This is a genomic window from Thioclava sp. NS-SX20 (genome assembly GCF_057380695.1).
Genome location: NZ_CM170816.1, coordinates 1,765,157 through 1,783,793 on the forward strand (window position 1 = coordinate 1,765,157; position 18,637 = coordinate 1,783,793).

Here is an 18,637-nt window from a genome sequence, read left to right on the forward strand (position 1 = left end):
CCGCCGGAGATCGGCGCGATCAGAACAGGCTGCCCTGCTCTGGCGGTGGAGTCTTCACCGCCTTCTTGGGCGCCTTTTTGGTGGGTTTCGGCGCAGCAGTCTCCGCCACGGGGGATTTCGCCACGGGGGATTTCGGCTCTAGGGATTTCGGCTCGGGGGCCTTGGTCGCCCCAAGCAACGGCCCGCCCTCCCCACCAGTGACCATCGGCAGAACGCCATCGGCAAATTCGACCTGCAGCGCCGCGTGCCCGGCCGCCTCAACAGCCGTCGTCACCACGCTCTCGCCCGCGCGCACCACCGCATAGCCGCGCTTGAGCGTCTCACGATAGCCCAAAGTCTGGCGCATACGGTCCATCTGCTCCAGCCGCTCGCCCAGCTGACGGATCCGGCGTTGCTGCGCCTGCGCCATCCGCTCGCCCAAAGCCTCCAGCCTTTCACGCGACTGCGCATTGCGCGAGCGCGCCAGATCAAGGTTGCGCGCCCGTGCCGAAACCAGCCGCGCGGACAGCCCCTCAAGCCTGCGCCCCTGTTCCGAAAGCCCCCGCGTCAGCAGGGTCGGAGACAGCCGCGCCTCGATCCGGCCAAACTCGGAGCGCTTGCGCAAAGTCACCCCGCGCAGCGCCGGATCCAGCCTGTCAGCCCACCAGTCATAGCGCTGGCGCACGGGGTCCAGAACCGCCTCGGGCCGCCCCAAAGCACGCGATAGATCGCTATGGCGCTGGCGCTGGATATCCACCCGCGCCCGCACCGCGCGCGCCATCCGCGCCCCCGCATCCTGCAGCCAAACGGCCAGCTCGCCACGTACCGGCACCGCCATCTCGGCCGCAGCCGTCGGCGTGGGCGCCCGCTTGTCCGAGGCATAATCGATCAGCGTGGTATCGGTCTCATGGCCCACCGCCGAAATCAGCGGGATACGGCTTTCCGCCGCCGCCCGTACGACAATCTCTTCGTTGAACCCCCAGAGGTCCTCGATCGAGCCACCCCCCCGCGCAACGATCAGCAGATCGGGCCGCGGGATCGGCCCATCGGGCGCCAGCGCATTGAAGCCACGGATCGCCCGTGCCACCTCGCCCGCACAATTCTGCCCCTGCACCGCCACCGGCCAGATCAGCACATGGCGCGGAAAGCGGTCGCGGAGCCGGTGCAGGATATCGCGGATCACCGCCCCCGAGGGCGAGGTCACCACCCCGATCACCTTCGGCAGCCACGGCAGGGGCCGCTTGCGCCCCGCATCAAACAGACCCTCGGCGCCCAAGGCCTTCTTGCGCGCCTCCAGCATCGCCATCAGCGCACCCGCCCCCGCAGGCTCGACGGTATCGACAATCAGCTGGTATTTCGACTGGCCCGGAAAGGTGGTCATCTTGCCGGTGGCAATCACCTCCATCCCCTCTTCGGGGATCACCGCCATCCGGTCCACCTGCCCCTTCCAGCTGATCGCAGCGATCACCGAGCGGTCGTCCTTCAGGTCGAAATACAGATGCCCCGAGCGCGGGCGTGTCGCACGCCCCACCTCGCCGCGCACCCGCACGCGGCCGAATTCGCCTTCGATCACGCGTTTGACCGCCCCCGAAATCTCGGAGACCGTGTAATCATGGGCGTTGTTATTGCCGCTCGGGCCTGATTCATCTTCAAAAAGATCCATGCCCCTGTTTCGCCCATCCTCCCTGCCGCTTCAAGGCGTCAATGCCACTTGCCCGAAAGCCCCCTTCGCCGTAAACGGGGCGCGATCACACGAGTGCGGCAAAGGGACGACATATGAACATTCTGGTTCTTGGAAGCGGCGGGCGCGAACATGCGCTGGCATGGGCCATCAAGCAAAACCCCAAATGCGACCGTCTGATCGTCGCGCCGGGCAATGCGGGGATTGCCGCGATTGCCGAATGCGCCGCTATTGACCCCTGCGATGCGCAAGCCGTGCTGGACCTGTGTCAGGAACAGGCGATCGATTTCGTGGTGATCGGCCCCGAGGCCCCTCTGGCCGCAGGTGTGGCCGATGCGCTGCGTGCGGCGGGCCTTCTGACCTTCGGCCCCTCGGCCGAGGCCGCCCAGCTCGAAGCGTCCAAGGCCTTCACCAAAGCCGTCTGCGATGCCTGCAACGCCCCCACCGCCGCCTATGCGCGGTTCGACAATGCCGATGCGGCCCGCGCCTATGTGGAAGCACAGGGCGCCCCCATCGTCATCAAGGCCGATGGTCTGGCCGCAGGCAAAGGCGTGATCGTGGCGATGACGCTGCAAGAAGCGCTCGACGGCATCACCGAGATCTTCGGCGGTGCCTTTGGCGAGGCCGGCGCAGAGGTGGTGATCGAGGAATTCATGGAGGGCGAGGAAGCCTCGCTCTTCATCCTGTCGGATGGCGAGAATATCGCGGTCGTGGGCGGCGCTCAGGACCACAAGCGCGTGGGCGATGGCGATACCGGCCCAAATACCGGCGGCATGGGTGCCTATTCCCCCGCCCCCGTCCTGACGCAGGCGGTCGAGGATCTGGCCATCACCCAGATCGTCAAACCGACCGTGGCCGAGATGGCCCGTCGCGGCACCCCGTTTCAAGGCGTGCTCTATGCGGGCCTGATGATCAAGGACGGCCAGCCGCGTCTGGTAGAATATAACGTCCGCTTCGGCGATCCGGAATGTCAGGTGCTGATGATGCGCTTGGGCGCGCAGGCGCTGGACCTGCTGCTGGCCTGTGCCGAAGGGCGTCTGGATCAGGTGCAACCGCAATGGGCCGATGACCATGCGCTGACCGTGGTGCTGGCGGCAAACGGCTATCCGGGCAGCTATACCAAAGGCACCGAGATCCGCGGCCTCGACGCCCTGCCCTCGACCTCAAGCGAAACGGTCTTCCACGCAGGCACCACGGCAAAAGACGGCGCAATCCTTGCCACCGGCGGGCGCGTGCTCAATGTCACTGCCCGAGGTGCTACGCTACAAGAAGCCCGCGACCGCGCCTATGCGCTGGTCGACCAGATCGACTGGCCCGAGGGCTTCTGCCGCAAAGATATCGGCTGGCGCGCGCTCTGAGCCGCGTGTCGGGGGCGTAACGCGCCCCCGAGGCCCCGCCCGAGCGGGAGGGTCCCCCTCCCCGAGGAAGGGGCCACCCTGCTGGGCTATTCCTAGCGCCGGACATCATCCCAGACAGGCACCACAGGCTGGCGCCCCTCGGCATAGCCCGGCACCGTCGCATCCAGCCGCCGCGCCAGTTCCGGCAGGCGGCTGACCGGCACTTTGGGAAACAGATGATGTTCGCGGTGGTAGAACATCAGATAGGCGACCCAAGCCAGCGGTCCGCGCTGACTGCGCCCCGCAAGCCCTGTCTCTTCCGTTCCTTGATGGGTGATCCACACGGCAAAAAACGCCGTCAGACACTGCCCCAAAGCCATCGCCAGAAGATGGAAGCGCAGCGCCACCCCTCCCCAAGACGCAGGCAGCAGCACTCCCAGCAGCACCAGCGCCGCCACCAAAGCCCAATCAACCAGCAGCCTGCGCCGCCAGCGCGCACCACCCTTCGCCCATGTTGTCGTGTTCAGCTTGACCGGAAACCTCGGCCCATAGCGCAGCACCTCCCAGAAGCTCATGCGCGCGCAATGGCCCTCGTGATCGCCCTCGCCCATCATGTCGCGGTGATGCTCCAGATGGCAGAAGGCATCCGCATGGTTCGACCCCAGCATCAAACCGCTCAGCCCATGCATGACGGCGTGATCCACCGCCCGAGGAGCCGCAAGATTGCCATGGATCGCCTCATGGTTCAGCCGCAGACAGCAGAGGAAAAACATAAAGCTGCAGATAAAACCCAAAGGCCAGAACGGCCCCGCATAAAGTACCAAAGACCCGACAAACCACGGCAGTGGCAAAGCCAGTTCGATATATTTCTGATAGTGGGGGATCTGCGTCAGATCGTGATAATCGACCCCTTTCGGAGCGCGCTCGAATTCGATCATAAAAACCTCTGCAGGAAATCGCAAAATAAATCCCGCTCGGTCTAACCAGCCCGTGCCCCGCCCGCAAGTCAGCCCCTTACAGCACCAGCGCCAACCACGCAGCCCCAAGCGCCAGACATGCGCTGCCCATCTGCCATGGCCGCAGCCGGATGAAATACAAAGGCACCTCCTGGCGCCGCGCGGCCCTCGGGTCCAAGACCGCGTAAATCGCATAACACAAAGCCAGCAGCACCAGCCCGATAGCCTCGGGCAGGATCAGCGCCAAAAGCCCAGCGCCGAACATCCCCAGCATCACCGCAAGCTGCCCGACCCGAGGCCCGCCCGGCGTGCGGAAGCTCAAGCCCCGCCGGACACCTGCCAGAAACATCACGATCCCCGCGCTCCATAGGACAAGACCGCGCAGCGCCAGATCCTGCATCTCGCCCTGAAGACAAACCGTCAGCGCCAAGAGCCAGATCGGCACCATCGCCAGCCAGCCGAAAATCGCCCCGTCCAGAGGCACCTGCGCCTGTTCCTCGATCCTGATTTCGCGCGCCATCCCCTGTCCTTTCGCCAATCTCCCTAGCAAAAGCCGCAAAACCCCCAAAAGTTTCCCGATAAAGTATCTCGACGGGGGGCAGGAAAGATCAGGGCTCAGCAATTAGGCACATTCACCGCCAGCCCGCCAAGGCTGGTTTCCTTGTAATGTTCATGCATGTCGCGGCCCGTCTGACGCATGGTCTCGATCGCGGCGTCAAGCGGCACGAAATGCGTGCCATCCCCGCGCAGCGACAGCGACGCCGCCGAGACCGCCTTGATTGCCCCCAGACCGTTGCGCTCGATGCAGGGCACCTGCACCAGCCCGCGCACCGGATCGCAGGTCATGCCCAGATGATGCTCCAAGGCGATTTCGGCGGCATTCTCGATCTGCTCGGGCGTGCCGCCCATCACGGCGCACAGACCTGCCGCAGCCATGGCCGCCGCCGACCCCACCTCGGCCTGACAGCCGCATTCCGCCCCCGAGATCGAGGCATTGGTCTTGATCAGCCCGCCAATTGCCGCCGCCGTCAGCAGGAATTCCCCCACGCGGGCTCGACTTGCCCCCGGAACATGGTCCAGCCAGTAGCGGATCACCGCAGGCAGCACACCCGCCGCCCCATTCGTTGGCGCGGTGACGACCTGCCCGCCGGCGGCATTTTCCTCATTCACCGCCATCGCATAGGTCGAGATCCAGTCGTTGACGATATGCGGCGCCTGCAGGTTCTGGCCGCGTTCGGATTGCAGCGCGTCATGGATCGCCTTGGCGCGGCGCTTAACCTTCAGACCTCCGGGCAGGATGCCATCGGTCTCGAGCCCGCGCGATAGGCAGCCGTTCATCACCTCCCAGATGCGCACCAGCCCTGCCTCGATCTCGGGGCGGCTGCGGAAACGGGCCTCATTCTGCAGCTTCATCTGCGCGATCCCCAGCCCCGAGGCATGGGCCATCGACAGCATCTCATCCGACGAGCGGAACCCGAAGGGCACGGGTGATGGCGCATCCTTGGCCGCGGCATCATCGGCGGCCGCCATCTCGCGGGCACTGCGCACAAAGCCGCCGCCGATGGAATAATAGGTCTCCTGCGCCAGCACGTCGCCCTGCTTATCCAGCGCCTCCAGCACCATCCCGTTGGCATGGCCTTCCAGTGCGGGGCCATAGTCGAAGATCAGATCCGTTTCGGGGTTGAAAACCAGTGGCCCCAGCCCCTCGGGGTTTAGCAGATGATCCTTGGCGTTCTGCGCCAGAACCGCTTCGGCGGCCTCGTGGTCATAGCTCTCGGGCAGAACCCCCGCGAGACCGAGGATCGTGGCACGGTCGGTGGCATGGCCCTTACCGGTGAAAGCCAGCGACCCGTAAAGCCGCGCACGCAGCCCGTGCGCCTTGAAATGCGACCCCCGCAGAAGCGCCAGAAACATGCCACCGGCGACCATCGGCCCCATCGTATGCGAAGAGGACGGCCCGACCCCGATCTTGAAGATATCGAACACACTCAGAAACATCTCGCACTCCCTGGATGGTCCCGCGCGGGCGGGGATGGCTGCCTTTGCACAATGTCACAGCCCGACCGGCGGACCTGCGCGAAAACGACATTCGGCGCATCAAACGCGCGAATTCCCCCACAAGATTAAGAACATTAGCTGAACATTTACCGAAAATCGGTCAGATAGGGCTGGTTCTGTAACTGACGTGATGGTGACATGCCAACCTTTGGCGCCTGGCAAATTTCCGACCTCGTGATCACGGGGCCTGACCCGTTTGCATCGAATGCGACGGCCGAGACAGATGCGCCCGGTGCCACCAGCTTTGTCATCTCCCCCGGCGCCGATCTGCAGTTTGTCGATCTGGTCGATGACGATGCCAGCTTCGAGGATGCCGATGGCGGGCAGGCGCTGGCCGCCGCCGCCACATTCGACGGGGTCGCGTGGGATGCGGGCGACGGGGTCGAGACCGAATACAGCTATATCATCCGCCCCAGCGGTTCGAGCGATCCTGCCAACAATATCACGATCTATGTGCTGGAATATCAGGGGCAAGTGCACGGGATCGCCTCTACCGAACGGCTCTTTGCCGGACAGAGCTACGATATTGTGGGCATCGACAGCAATGATCCGGTTATTGCTTATAGTGCGATGGCGATCTGCTTTGCGGCAGGCAGTCTGGTGGCCACCAAACAGGGGCCGGTGCCGGTGGAAAAGCTGCGCGAGGGGATGCGTATCCAGACCGTCGATAACGGCTATCGCCCGCTGGAATGGGCGGGGCGCTGGCTGGTTAACGGACGCGGGGCCAATGCGCCGGTGCGGTTTGAAACCGGAGTTATCGGCAATACGCGCCCGCTGTTTCTGTCGGGCCGGCACAGGGTGCTTATGCGACCGGAGCGGGGCCCGTTGCAGGGCGAGGAAATTCTTGTGGCGGCCCGCGCCCTTGTGGGACAACCCGGCATCACCCGCGCCGAATGCGACCGCATCCAGTGGGTCCATCTGCTGTTCGAACGCCACGAGGTCGTCTTTGCCGAAGATGCCCGCACCGAAAGCCTGCTGCCCGGCCCCGCCGCACTGAGTTGCGTCGGCCCCGAAACGGCCCGCTATCTGCAAGCCACGCGCGAGGCCGACCCGTTCGGCATGCTGCCTGCGCGCCCGATCGTGCCCACGGGCAAAGCGCAGCGGATGTTGCGCCTGCCCCAGCGCGCGTGATCACGCGCGCCTGATCACGCGGCCCCATATGATTTTATACGAAACCCTGAGGAATAGCGCGTGCATGGTCGCGCAGGTCTGCTATAAGCCGCGCGAACGGATCTTTGAGGAGCAAAACCATGCCCGCCGAGCTTTCCCCCATGGACAAGGCCAAATTCGCCGCCGCCCGCCGCGCGGTGGATTTCATCGAGGACGGCATGCGTGTCGGCCTTGGCACCGGCTCGACCGCTGCATGGATGGTGCGCTGTCTGGGCGAGCGTGTGCGCGAGGAAGGGCTGAACATCATCGGCGTGCCGACCTCGACCCGCACCGCAGACCTCGCGCGTCAGATGGGCATCAAGGTCGTCTCGCTGGAAGAGGCGAAATGGCTGGATCTGACCATTGACGGTGCCGATGAATTCGACCCCGAGCTGAACCTGATCAAGGGCGGCGGTGCAGCCCTTCTGCAAGAGAAGATCGTGGCGACCGCTTCGGACCGGATGATCGTGATTTCGGATGCCTCCAAGGAAGTCGCGCATCTGGGGGCCTTCCCGCTGCCCGTCGAGGTCACGCCCTTCGGCTGGCCGGTGACCCGCACCCTGATCGAGGAAGTGCTGTCGTCGATGGATGTGCTGGGCCGCGAGACCACCGTGCGTATGGAGGGCGACCAGCCTCTGGTCACCGATGAGGGCAACCATATCATCGACTGCCATCTGAACAAGATCGGCAATCCGCGCCAACTTGCACTGGCGCTGAACCAGATCGCCGGTGTGGTGGAAAGCGGGCTGTTCATCGATATCTGCGATATGGTCATCATCGGTGATGCCGATGGCCGCGTCGAAGTGCGCGATATCAATGCTGGCACCGTGGCGCATGAAAAGATCGACTTTGCCGAGAACGACAACATCTTCGGCGATCTGAAATAACCGCCACTCCGCCAAGCCACCCGCCTTGCGGGCGTGCTGCGACGGCCAATAAGCTAGACCGGGTCCGGGCGGCGCTGCCGCTGCGGGCCCGTTTCTTTTCCAGGGCCTGCGGGAGGCGTTCCGCATATCGAAGCGCCCCGCCCAAGGCCCCGCCCTGCCCCGCCCAGACCCGAAATGCCGCCAGCACCGTGCAAGCTGTGTCAACACATGCCGGCTTCAAGCGCTCATGGTCCCACGGCACGGCTTTGGGCCACCCGCCGCATTGACCATATTGGCCGCGCATTCGGGGCAGACGCGACCCGACGACGGCAACTCTGGCCAAGCCCGCCGATGTGTGGTCTATCTTCGCGCAACAGAAGGGCCATGTGCTGCCCATGACAGCCCCGCGTCTGGCGGAGCGGAACGTAAGGACATCTCCCATGAGCAATTTCGACTTTGATCTTTTTGTCATCGGTGGCGGCTCTGGCGGGGTCCGGGCCGCACGGATCGCGGCAGGCCACGGGGCGAAAGTGGCACTGGCCGAAGAATACCGCATGGGCGGAACCTGTGTCATTCGCGGCTGCGTGCCGAAAAAGCTGATGGTCTATGCCTCGGGCTATCCCGAAGCCGTGCGCGAGGCGCAGGCCTATGGGTGGGACGCCACGATCGGTGCCTTCGACTGGGAGGTCTTCCACAGGAAGCTGGAGGCCGAGCTTGACCGTCTGGAAGGGCTTTATCGCAAGGGACAGGAAGGCGCGGGCGTCACCCTCCACGACTGCCGCGCGACCGTGGCGGGCCCGCATGAGGTGAGACTGGCCGACGGGCGCATCGTCTCGGCCAAGCATATTCTGGTGGCGGTGGGCGGCAAACCCTTCGTGCCGGAGTTCGAGGGGTGCGAACATGTGCTGACCTCCAATGACATGTTCAAGTTCAAGACCCTGCCGAAGACCATGCTGATCGTGGGCGGGGGCTATATCGCCTGCGAATTCGCCTGCATCCTGAACGGCCTGGGTGTCGAGGTCTCGTTGCTCAACCGCTCGGCCCTTCTGCGCGGCTTCGATGCGGAATCGCGCGATGTGATCGTGGGGCAGATGGAACGCGCGGGGGTCCGCATTCGCACCGGCCATGTCATCGACCGCGTCACCTGCAAGGGCACGGCCTTCAGCGTGCATATCGCGGGACAAACCGAAGAGACCTATGACGCCGTACTCTACGCCACGGGCCGTGTGCCGCTGACCGAAGGGCTGGGGCTGGAGGAGGCCGGCGTCAAACTGGGCCAGCGGGGCGAGGTGCTGGTGGATGAATGGTCGCAGACCAACGTGCCCTCGATCTTTGCGGTGGGCGATGTGACCGACCGCATCCAGCTGACCCCTGTGGCAATCCGCGAGGGCCACGCCTTTGCCGATACCGTCTTCGGGGCCAATCCGCTCAAGATGGACCATGATCTGGTGGCCTCGGCGGTCTTCACCCAGCCCGAATTCGGCACCTGTGGCGTGACCGAGGAGGAGGCCGCGGGCACCGGTGCCGATATTTACACCTCTAGCTTCCGCCCGATGAAGAGCCTCTTTGCGGGCAATGACGAGAAGGTCTTCCTGAAGCTGGTGGTGGATCAGAAGACACAGGTCGTGACCGGCTGCCATATCGTTGGCCCCGATGCGGGCGAGATGATCCAGATGGTGGCCATTGCCATGAAGATGGGCGCGACCAAGGCGCAATTCGATGCGACCTGCGCCGTGCATCCGACAATGGCCGAAGAACTGGTAACCATGCGCAGCCCGACGCGCAGCGTCTGAGCCACGGCCCCCGCAGGCAAACCGGCCCTGCGGGAATCCGGAAATATCGACAATCATATACTTAGAACTGCTATGGGGCGGGTTGAAACCTGCGGGTTCCCTCCCCAAATCACTGCGGAGATCAAGAAAAGGTGAGGAGTCTCATGAGCAATTCAGGTCCCTGGGGAACGGGCGGCGGAGATGACGGCGACAAGCCGAAAGGGTCCGACAAGCGCCCCGGACAACGTGGCCCCGGCAAAGAGCAGGTCCCCGAGATCGAAGAGTTCATGAAAAAGGGCTCCGAACAGCTGCGCGTGCTGATGGGCGGGCGTTCGGGGTCCGGTCGCGGGGCCGGACCGCGCGGCCCAAGCAATGGTCCCGGTGCCAAGACCATCGGCGCGATTGTCGTGGTCGGGGCTGCCGTGCTTTGGGCATGGTCGTCGTTCTATACCGTGCAGCAGGGCGAAGAAGCCGTCGAGATGACCTTCGGCAAATATTCGGCCACCAAGACCGCAGGCCTCAACTTCGCCCCTTGGCCTGTGGTGACCCATGAAATCCTGCCTGTCGATCTGGAACAGACGGTGGATATCGGGATGGGGCGCGCAGGCTCGAACGATACCGGCCTGATGCTGACCGGCGACCAGAATATCGTTGATATCCAGTTCCAAGTCGTCTGGAACATCAAGGATCCGGCGAAATATCTCTTCAACCTCTCCGATCCGCAGGAATCGATCCGCGCGGTGGCCGAATCGGCCATGCGCGACATCATCGCGCGCTCGGAACTGGCACCGGTGCTCAACCGTGATCGCGGGGCGATCCGTGCCGAGCTGGAAGGCGCCATCCAGGGCACGCTCGACAGCTATAACTCGGGGATCCATGTGATCCGTGTGAACTTCAACAAGGCCGATCCGCCGCAGGAGGTGATCGACAGCTTCCGTCAGGTGCAGGCGGCCCAGCAAGAGCGGGACCGTCTGACCAATGAGGCCGACGCCTATGCCAACCGCGTCACCGCGCAGGCCCGTGGTCAGGCCGCCCAGCTGAAAGAAGAGGCCGAAGCCTATCGTGCCCGCACCGTGAACGAGGCCGAGGGTCAGGCCGCGCGCTTTACCTCGGTCTATAATGAATATGTCAACGCGCCCGATGTGACCAAGCGCCGGATGTTCCTGCAGACGATGGAAAGCGTTCTGGGCGGGGTCGATAAGGTGATTATCGACGAGCCCGAGGGCGCTCAGGGGGTCGTGCCCTATCTGCCGCTGCCCGACATGAAACCTGCAGCCAAAACCGACACGTCGAGCGAGGGATCGAACTGATGCAAAAACTCGCAATCGCCATTCCTGTGATCGCCCTTGTGGCCGCTGTCGGCCTGAGCTCTGTCTATGTGGTCGACGAGCGCGAACAGGCGCTTGTGCTGCAATTCGGGCAGGTGAAAGAGGTCAAGACCACCCCCGGTCTGGGTTTCAAACTTCCCTTGATCCAGACGGTCAAAACCTATGAGGACCGCATCCTGTCGCTGACGACGCGCCCGCTGGAGGTGACCCCTCTGGATGACCGCCGTCTGGTGGTGGATGCCTTTGCCCGCTGGCGCATCACCGATGCGGTGAAATTCCACACAGCCACCCGTGGCCGCGGCGAACCCTGGGCGCAGCAACAGCTGGACAATATCATCACCGCCCAGATCCGCGAAGTGCTGGGGGGCGTGCCCTCGACTGCGGTTCTGTCGGATGACCGGATCAGCCTGATGGTGAAGATCCGCGATTCCGCCCGCGCCGAGGCACAGGCCCTTGGGGTCGAGGTGATCGACGTGCGTCTGACCCGCACCGACCTGCCCGACCAGAACCTTGAGGCCACCTATGCCCGTATGCGCGCCGAGCGCGAGCGGGAGGCGGCTGACGAGATCGCACGCGGGAACGAGGCCGCCCAGCGGATCCGCGCCAGCGCCGACCGGACCCGCACCGAACTGACCTCGGATGCGCAACGTCAGGCCGAGATCGTTCGTGGTGAGGCACAGGCACAGGCCAACAAGATCTATGCCGAGGCCTATAATAAGGACCCGAACTTCTTCGCCTTCACCCGCCAGCTGGATTTCTACGCCAATACGCTGAAGTCGGATAGCTCGCGGATCATCGCGCAGCCCGATAGTCTTTACTTCGACTATGACCGCTTCCTGCAATCGCTTGGGGAAGCCCCCAGCCAAGCACAGACGGCAAAGCCGCCAGCCGCGCAATAGGCCCCGCATCACAGAAAGGCCGCAGCCGCAAGGCTGCGGCCTTTCTCATGGACGACCGCGCCGGTTACCGGACCGGATCAGAGGGATCATCGCCCGCGATACCGACCGCGGCGACACAGAACCGCCCCCCTCACAGCAGAGCCCGTGTCAAATCACGATCCGGCCAGACAGGTGGTCACCGGCGTTTCACAGCCAATTGTCCCAATGAGACGGGGCTTTCATTTGTGATTTCCGTCACGACGTTCTTAAACTGGCATACCGAGGTCGGAAGCCTAAAGGTGCCGGCCAACCGCATCTTCGGAGCAAGAGAGAGCATGACAATCCAGACCCCCGCCTTCCTGTCCGCAAAAAATGTCCGTGGTGCCTTCGGGGCCGCGGCCGTGGCGGCTGCAATCGCCCTGACCCCGCTTCATGCCACGCCGGTATTTGCCAAAGCCGCGCCTGACAGTTTTGCAGATCTGGCGCAGAAGGTTTCGCCTTCGGTGGTGATGATCACCACCTCGATGACCGTCTCGACCCCGACCCAGTCGAACCCGATGTTCCCCGAAGGCAGCCCCTTCGATGATCTGTTCCGCGATTTCGGCTTCCCCGATCAGGGCCAGCAAAGCCCCTCGCGCCCGCATCACTCGAATGCGCTGGGATCGGGCTTCGTGATCTCGGAAGACGGCTATATCGTGACCAATAACCATGTGATCGAAAATGCCGATGACATCACGGTGGCCTTCTTCGATGGCACCACCAAGAAAGCCAAGCTGATCGGCACCGATCCCAAAACCGATATCGCGCTTCTGAAGGTCGAAACCGACAAGCCGCTGCCCTTCGTCCCCTTCGGTGACAGCGACAAGATGCGGGTAGGTGACTGGGTCATGGCGATGGGCAACCCGCTGGGCCAGAACTTCTCGGCCTCGGCGGGGATCGTCTCGGCGCGCAACCGCGAGCTTTCGGGCACCTATGATGACTATATCCAGACCGATGCCGCCATCAACCGTGGTAACTCGGGCGGGCCGCTATTTGACATGAACGGCGAGGTGATCGGCGTGAACACCGCGATTCTGTCGCCCAATGGCGGCTCGATCGGGATCGGCTTCTCGATGGCGTCGAATGTCGTGAAAAACGTGGTGTCGCAGCTACAGCAATATGGCGAAACCCGTCGCGGCTGGCTGGGTGTGAAAATTCAGGATGTCACCGATGACATGACCGAAGCGCTGGGTCTGAGCTCGAGCAAAGGCGCGCTGGTTTCGGAAGTACCCGACGGTCCGGCCAAGGATGCGGGCATGCAGGCGGGCGACGTGATCGTGAAATTCGACGGGGGCGATGTCGCCGACACCCGCGATCTGGTGCGCCGCGTGGCCAAGGCCCCGATTGGCGAGAAGGTTCAGGTGATCGTCCAGCGCGATGGCAAAGAGAAAACCCTGACCGTCACGCTGGGCCGCCGCGAGACCTCGGAAGACCAGCCCATTCCGGCGGCGGCAAAAAGCCAGTCGCAAGACAGCGATACCGTTCTGGGCATGTCTATCGAACCGCTGAACGACGACCTGCGCGGCCAGCTGGATCTGCCCTCGGATGCCAAAGGTCTGGTCATCAGCGATCTCGACGAGGAAAGCGATGCCTATGACAAGGGCCTGCGCGCCGGAGATGTGATTGCCGAAGCCGGTCAGCAGGATGTGACCAGCGTCACCGACCTGCAAGACCGCGTTAAAGAGGCCAAGGATGAGGGGCGAAAATCGCTTCTTCTGCTGATCCGTCGTGGGGGTGAGCCGCGCTTTGTCGCGCTGCCGGTGAAATAATCACCGCACATCCCCACCTGTAGAGAGAAGGGCGCCCCACGGGGCGCCCTTCAACCGATCTTGGCAATGGGTATGGCCCCAGAGGTCAGGTTGGTCCCATCTGGCCGGGATAGGGCGCGGCAACACCGGGCGTGGCCGAAGCCGTCGGGGCGGTCTTGTCCGACCAGAGCGTCAGCCCCAGCTCCTGTGCCGCCCGTGTCGAAAGGGTCGCACTGTAAAGCCCGCGCGCTTTCTGATAGGCATGGATCGCCTGCCCCGTGGACCGGTCCAGACTGCCCGACAGCCCCCCGTGATAATAGCCCCGCGCCGCCAGAGCGCGTTGCAGCATCACCACGAAATCCTGCGTAAAGACCGGCGGACAGGGCGCGGCAAACCAGCGCGTGCCCCGCGCCGTCACGATCTGGTGGCGGGTTTCGGTGTGATAGGCGGCAGCCTGCGTGATTTTGCCGGTCTCGGGGTCGCGGATCTCGGGCGAGACCAGCCGCTGTTCGGTTACCGTTTCGACCACCGCCGGACTGGTCTGACGCGCATAACACCCTGCCGCCGCCGGATCGGGCGGGGTGTCGCGCCATTCATTGGCCAGTGTCAGCGGGATTTCGGAATCATCGCGCGGTGCGATCTGGCGATCGCCCGTCATACAACCGCCCAGCATGGCCAGCACCGAGACAGCCGCCACATATTTACGCATTCCCGCCATCCGCATTCCGTTCAACTTCGCCTGACCTGCCGCTTTGCACCACAGAGCCCCTGCCCGCGCACTGGTCAAGCCTTCCATCATGCCCTACACCAGTTCCACTGACAACCAAAGCAAGTTCGGGGCGCAAAGCACAGCCATGGCAAAGATCACCTATATCGAACATAACGGCACGAAACATGAAATCGATGTCAAACCCGGTCTGACCGTGATGGAAGGCGCACGCGACAACGGCGTGCCAGGCATCGATGCCGATTGCGGCGGGGCCTGTGCCTGCTCGACCTGCCATGTCTATGTCGCCAAAGAATGGGTCGACCGCCTGCCGCCGAAAGACAGTATGGAAGAGGACATGCTCGATTTCGCCTATCAGCCCGACCCCGAGACCTCGCGGCTGACCTGCCAGATCAAGGTCACGCCGGATCTGGACGGCCTTGTGGTGCAGCTGCCCGAGAAACAGATCTAAGCTCCCCGCCCGAGGCCCCCGCTTCGGGCGTTTCTTTTGGCAATGTCGCAGGCGGGCGTCGCCTTTTCCCGTCAGCCTGTCGCAAATCACCGCGAAGGGAATGGCCGTTCGGATGAAGGTCATGGCAACAAGCCATGCGAGAGGACATCCGATGACCGCCCCCGAGACAACAGCCGGAAAGACCGCCGAACAGACCTTTGTGCTGACCGTGCAATGCCCGACCGCCCGCGGAATTGTGGCCGCCGTCACCACCTATCTGGCGGAAAAATCCTGCAATATCATCGACGCGCAGCAATATGACGATGCGCTGACGGGGCAGTTCTTCATGCGCATGACCTTCCGCAGCGAGGGCGGTATGGCGCTGGAGGATATCTCGGCAGGCTTCGATCCGGTAGCGGCCCCCTTCGCTATGGTCTGGAAATTCCACGATCCGTCGCAGCGGATGAAGGTCATGCTGATGGTGTCGCGCTTCGGCCATTGCCTCAACGACATCCTTTATCGCTGGCGCATCGGCGCGCTGCCGGTGGATATCGTGGGCGTCGTGTCCAACCACTTCGACTACCAGAAGGTCGTGGTCAATTACGACATCCCCTTCCACCACATCAAGGTCACCAAAGAGAACAAACCCCAAGCCGAAGCCCGCCTTATGGCACTGGTCGAGGAAACCGGCACCGACCTGATCGTGCTGGCGCGCTATATGCAGGTGCTGTCGGATGATCTGTGCCAGAAAATGTCGGGGCGGATCATCAATATCCACCACTCCTTCCTGCCCTCCTTCAAAGGCGCGAACCCCTACAAACAGGCCTATGAACGCGGCGTGAAGCTGATCGGCGCGACGGCGCATTACGTGACCGCCGATCTCGATGAAGGCCCGATCATCGAGCAGGACACGGTGCGCATCACCCATGCCCAATCGGCCGCCGATTACGTATCGCTGGGCCGCGATGTCGAAGCACAGGTGCTCTCGCGCGCGATCCACGCCCATATCCACCACCGCGCCTTCATCAACGGCAATAAAACGGTGGTCTTCCCTGCCTCCCCGGGCTCCTATGCCTCGGAACGAATGGGCTGAATAGAAGGGGCGCCTCGGGCGCCCCTTTTCGATTTGGGGGAGGGGCGCGAGGCCTCTTGATAATTTTAGGGCTAACCACCAATTCGACGAAGTAAATTCAATTGATTCAAAGCTTCAGAATTTGGGAAACCCTCGGAAAAAAGTGCCAAACTTCGACGAATTTGTGCATGAACTCCAGCTAGCGTTGGATGACCTCTGCGTCGACATTGCCTTTGTACAGGAATATCTCGAACGAAACCCGCGCAAGCTCAAACGGCACGAACTTGTTGCTCTAACTCCCGTTCAGCAGTCAGCATGGATGACGTTCAAGACTTATGAAAACAGCCTTCTGCTTGAGACCGCTAAACTGCTCGACGGCACCACTGACGTAATATCCCCTACAAAATTCATCCAACACAAAGAAGGACAGATAGGCTGGAAGAATTTCCCAGACGAAAGCGCCTACGAAGAGTGGCGCATTTCATTCAAAGACTGGGATGATCGATGCTCCCCACTCAAGATTTTCCGAGACGAAAACCTAGCGCATAAACTGGCACGCGGTGCTGGCAGAAAGCGCAAAGAGCTTTGGGATTATAAAGATAGGGCAGACGAAGACAACGCGGCCGGAACCTATGAAGGTCAGAGGGGAAAGCAGTTTGCCCTTTGTCTAGAAGGGATCCATCTGCTCTCATGGCTTCTCTGGCTTTGTGCTCACTCGAAGCATGATCTGGACTCCGCAGAGATATGGAAGCAACGCGCAAAAGAGCGCGTCAGTGACGACATCGCAGAATACCGCGCAACCCACGCCGCCCTACTCGACCTCGTCACACCAACCACCAAATGAAAAAGGGGCCCGAGGGCCCCTTTCCTTATACCAACCGGCTTTGCTCTTTCGCGGCTTTCACGAAGCCCGAGAAGAGCGGGTGCGGCGCGAAAGGTTTCGACTTTAGCTCGGGGTGGAACTGCACGCCGATGAACCACGGGTGGTCCTTATGCTCGACGATCTCGGGCAGGCGGTTGTCGGGCGACATGCCCGAGAACACCAGACCGCATTCCTCCAGCTTCTCGCGGTAGCGGCCATCGACCTCATAGCGGTGACGGTGACGCTCTTCGATCTCGGTGGTGCCATAGACAGCCGCCACATTCGAATCGGCCTTCAGCACGGCGGAATAGGCGCCCAGACGCATGGTGCCGCCCTTGTCGTCGCTGACCTTGCGCTCGACGCGGTGATTACCCTGCACCCATTCTTTCAGGTGGTAGACAACCGGCTCGAAGCGGCGCTTGCCTGCCTCGTGGTCGAACTCTTCCGACCCCGCATCCTCGATGCCCGCAAGGTGGCGCGCGGCCTCGATCACCGCCATCTGCATACCAAGGCAGATGCCCAGATAGGGGATCTTCTTCTCGCGGGCGAATTGCGCCGCGCGGATCTTGCCCTCGGTGCCGCGTTCGCCAAAGCCGCCCGGCACGAGGATCGCGTTATAATCGCTCAGGAAGTTGGCCGGATCTTCTTTCTCGAACAATTCGGCATCGATCCATTCGGCCTTTACCTTCACGCGGTTGGCCATGCCGCCATGCGTCAGCGCCTCGGCGATCGACTTATAGGCGTCTTCCAGCTGGACGTATTTCCCGACGATGGCAACCTTCACCTCGCCCTCGGCATTTTCCAGACGGTCCATCACGTCTTCCCAACGCGACAGATCGGGCTTGGGCGCGGGCGAAATCCCGAAGGCATCCAGAACCGCCTGATCCAGACCCACGCGGTGATAGGCCAAGGGGGCCTCGTAGATGGTTTTCAGGTCATAGGCCGGAATCACCGCATCGGGGCGGACATTACAGAACAGCGCGATCTTGGCGCGTTCCTTATCGGGGATCGGCTGTTCCGAGCGGCAGACCAGCACATCCGGCTGCAACCCGATGGAACGCAGCTCCTTGACCGAGTGCTGGGTGGGCTTCGTCTTCAGCTCGCCGGAGGCTGCCAGATAGGGCAGCAGGGTCAGGTGCATGAATATACATTGGCCGCGCGGACGTTCCTGCGCGAATTGACGGATGGCTTCAAAGAAGGGCAGACCTTCGATATCGCCCACCGTGCCACCGATCTCGCAGAGCATGAAATCGACCTCGTCATCGCCCACGGCGAGGAAGTCCTTGATGCCATTGGTGACATGCGGGACGACCTGAATGGTCTTGCCCAGATATTCGCCACGGCGTTCCTTTTCCAGAACGTTGGAATAGATACGCCCCGACGAAACCGAATCCGTCTTGCGGGCCGGAACGCCGGTGAACCGCTCGTAGTGACCAAGATCCAGATCGGTCTCCGCGCCGTCATCGGTCACGAAAACCTCGCCATGTTCGAACGGGCTCATCGTGCCCGGATCGACGTTCAGATAGGGATCGAGTTTGCGCAGCCGCACCGAAAAGCCGCGAGCTTGCAGCAAAGCCCCCAGCGCCGCCGATGCCAGCCCCTTCCCCAAAGAAGACACCACACCGCCGGTGATGAAGACATAACGTGCCATGAAAGCCCCCGTGAGTTTGCTTGGGTTTGCCGGTCCAGCAGCGGACCTGACAAAAATTATAAACACTCCCGAGGCCAAAGGCTTCGGGATCACGGGATTTGATG

At 62.6% G+C, this 18,637-nt stretch carries 16 protein-coding genes; 10 read left to right on the forward strand and 6 right to left on the reverse strand.

All coding sequences use genetic code 11. From position 1 onward, the window contains the following. Window positions 1–19: 19 nt before the first annotated feature. On the reverse strand, window positions 20–1,642 hold the full coding sequence (xseA, locus tag AC2ISB_RS08545) for an exodeoxyribonuclease VII large subunit (RefSeq protein WP_486574714.1): 1,623 nt from the start codon (window positions 1,640–1,642) through the stop codon (window positions 20–22). A 113-nt stretch (window positions 1,643–1,755) separates the two neighbouring features. On the opposite strand from xseA, the gene purD reads away from it, so the two are divergent. Further along, complete coding sequence (gene purD / locus AC2ISB_RS08550; protein ID WP_486574715.1) at window positions 1,756–3,018, forward strand: phosphoribosylamine--glycine ligase; 1,263 nt, start codon at window positions 1,756–1,758, stop codon at window positions 3,016–3,018. Window positions 3,019–3,110: 92 nt separating this feature from the next. Here the strand turns inward: purD and AC2ISB_RS08555 are convergent, their stop codons facing one another. The 3 genes from AC2ISB_RS08555 to AC2ISB_RS08565 all read right to left on the reverse strand — a co-directional run bounded on the left by AC2ISB_RS08555 (window position 3,111) and on the right by AC2ISB_RS08565 (window position 5,951). Then, window positions 3,111–3,935: a fatty acid desaturase gene (locus AC2ISB_RS08555; RefSeq protein ID WP_486574716.1), complete on the reverse strand. Its 825-nt coding sequence runs from the start codon at window positions 3,933–3,935 to the stop codon at window positions 3,111–3,113. Window positions 3,936–4,011: 76 nt separating this feature from the next. Continuing rightward, on the reverse strand, window positions 4,012–4,473 hold the full coding sequence (locus tag AC2ISB_RS08560; protein WP_486574717.1) for a DUF3429 domain-containing protein: 462 nt from the start codon (window positions 4,471–4,473) through the stop codon (window positions 4,012–4,014). Window positions 4,474–4,568: 95 nt separating this feature from the next. Continuing rightward, window positions 4,569–5,951, reverse strand: a complete 1,383-nt coding sequence (locus AC2ISB_RS08565) for an L-serine ammonia-lyase (protein WP_486574718.1) — start codon at window positions 5,949–5,951, stop codon at window positions 4,569–4,571. A gap of 198 nt (window positions 5,952–6,149) precedes the next feature. On the opposite strand from AC2ISB_RS08565, the gene AC2ISB_RS08570 reads away from it, so the two are divergent. The 6 genes from AC2ISB_RS08570 to AC2ISB_RS08595 all read left to right on the forward strand — a co-directional run bounded on the left by AC2ISB_RS08570 (window position 6,150) and on the right by AC2ISB_RS08595 (window position 13,812). After that, window positions 6,150–7,142 carry a Hint domain-containing protein gene (locus AC2ISB_RS08570; RefSeq protein ID WP_486574719.1) on the forward strand — a complete coding sequence of 331 codons (993 nt, stop codon included), beginning with the start codon at window positions 6,150–6,152 and terminating at the stop codon, window positions 7,140–7,142. Window positions 7,143–7,261: 119 nt separating this feature from the next. Then, window positions 7,262–8,047: a ribose-5-phosphate isomerase RpiA gene (gene rpiA / locus AC2ISB_RS08575; protein WP_339107816.1), complete on the forward strand. Its 786-nt coding sequence runs from the start codon at window positions 7,262–7,264 to the stop codon at window positions 8,045–8,047. Between the two features lie 419 nt (window positions 8,048–8,466). Beyond that, complete coding sequence (gorA, locus tag AC2ISB_RS08580; RefSeq protein ID WP_486574720.1) at window positions 8,467–9,819, forward strand: glutathione-disulfide reductase; 1,353 nt, start codon at window positions 8,467–8,469, stop codon at window positions 9,817–9,819. A 143-nt stretch (window positions 9,820–9,962) separates the two neighbouring features. Next, window positions 9,963–11,108, forward strand: coding sequence for an FtsH protease activity modulator HflK (gene hflK / locus AC2ISB_RS08585; RefSeq protein ID WP_486574721.1), 1,146 nt, complete (start codon window positions 9,963–9,965; stop codon window positions 11,106–11,108). Next, entirely contained in the window at window positions 11,108–12,025 is a 918-nt protein-coding gene (gene hflC, locus AC2ISB_RS08590; RefSeq protein ID WP_406721072.1) for a protease modulator HflC, read from the forward strand. Before hflK ends, hflC begins: the two co-directional genes overlap by 1 nt. A gap of 314 nt (window positions 12,026–12,339) precedes the next feature. Continuing rightward, window positions 12,340–13,812 (forward strand): DegQ family serine endoprotease, encoded by a 1,473-nt coding sequence (locus AC2ISB_RS08595; protein WP_339107820.1) that lies wholly within the window; start codon window positions 12,340–12,342, stop codon window positions 13,810–13,812. Between the two features lie 85 nt (window positions 13,813–13,897). On the opposite strand, the gene AC2ISB_RS08600 is transcribed toward AC2ISB_RS08595, so the two are convergent. Then, window positions 13,898–14,590, reverse strand: a complete 693-nt coding sequence (locus AC2ISB_RS08600; RefSeq protein ID WP_486574722.1) for a peptidoglycan-binding domain-containing protein — start codon at window positions 14,588–14,590, stop codon at window positions 13,898–13,900. A 55-nt stretch (window positions 14,591–14,645) separates the two neighbouring features. On the opposite strand from AC2ISB_RS08600, the gene AC2ISB_RS08605 reads away from it, so the two are divergent. From AC2ISB_RS08605 to AC2ISB_RS08615, 3 genes are all read left to right on the forward strand, one after another. Next, window positions 14,646–14,969 carry a 2Fe-2S iron-sulfur cluster-binding protein gene (locus AC2ISB_RS08605; RefSeq protein ID WP_339107822.1) on the forward strand — a complete coding sequence of 108 codons (324 nt, stop codon included), beginning with the start codon at window positions 14,646–14,648 and terminating at the stop codon, window positions 14,967–14,969. Window positions 14,970–15,120: 151 nt separating this feature from the next. Then, on the forward strand, window positions 15,121–16,041 hold the full coding sequence (gene purU, locus AC2ISB_RS08610) for a formyltetrahydrofolate deformylase (RefSeq protein WP_486574723.1): 921 nt from the start codon (window positions 15,121–15,123) through the stop codon (window positions 16,039–16,041). A gap of 142 nt (window positions 16,042–16,183) precedes the next feature. Continuing rightward, a complete protein-coding gene (locus AC2ISB_RS08615) occupies window positions 16,184–16,864 on the forward strand; it encodes a hypothetical protein (protein ID WP_486574724.1) in 681 nt (226 codons plus the stop codon). Window positions 16,865–16,889: 25 nt separating this feature from the next. On the opposite strand, the gene pyrG is transcribed toward AC2ISB_RS08615, so the two are convergent. Continuing rightward, the gene (pyrG, locus tag AC2ISB_RS08620; protein WP_339107825.1) at window positions 16,890–18,533 is read right to left on the reverse strand and encodes a CTP synthase; all 1,644 of its coding nucleotides are present in this window, start codon (window positions 18,531–18,533) and stop codon (window positions 16,890–16,892) included. Window positions 18,534–18,637 lie beyond the last annotated feature (104 nt).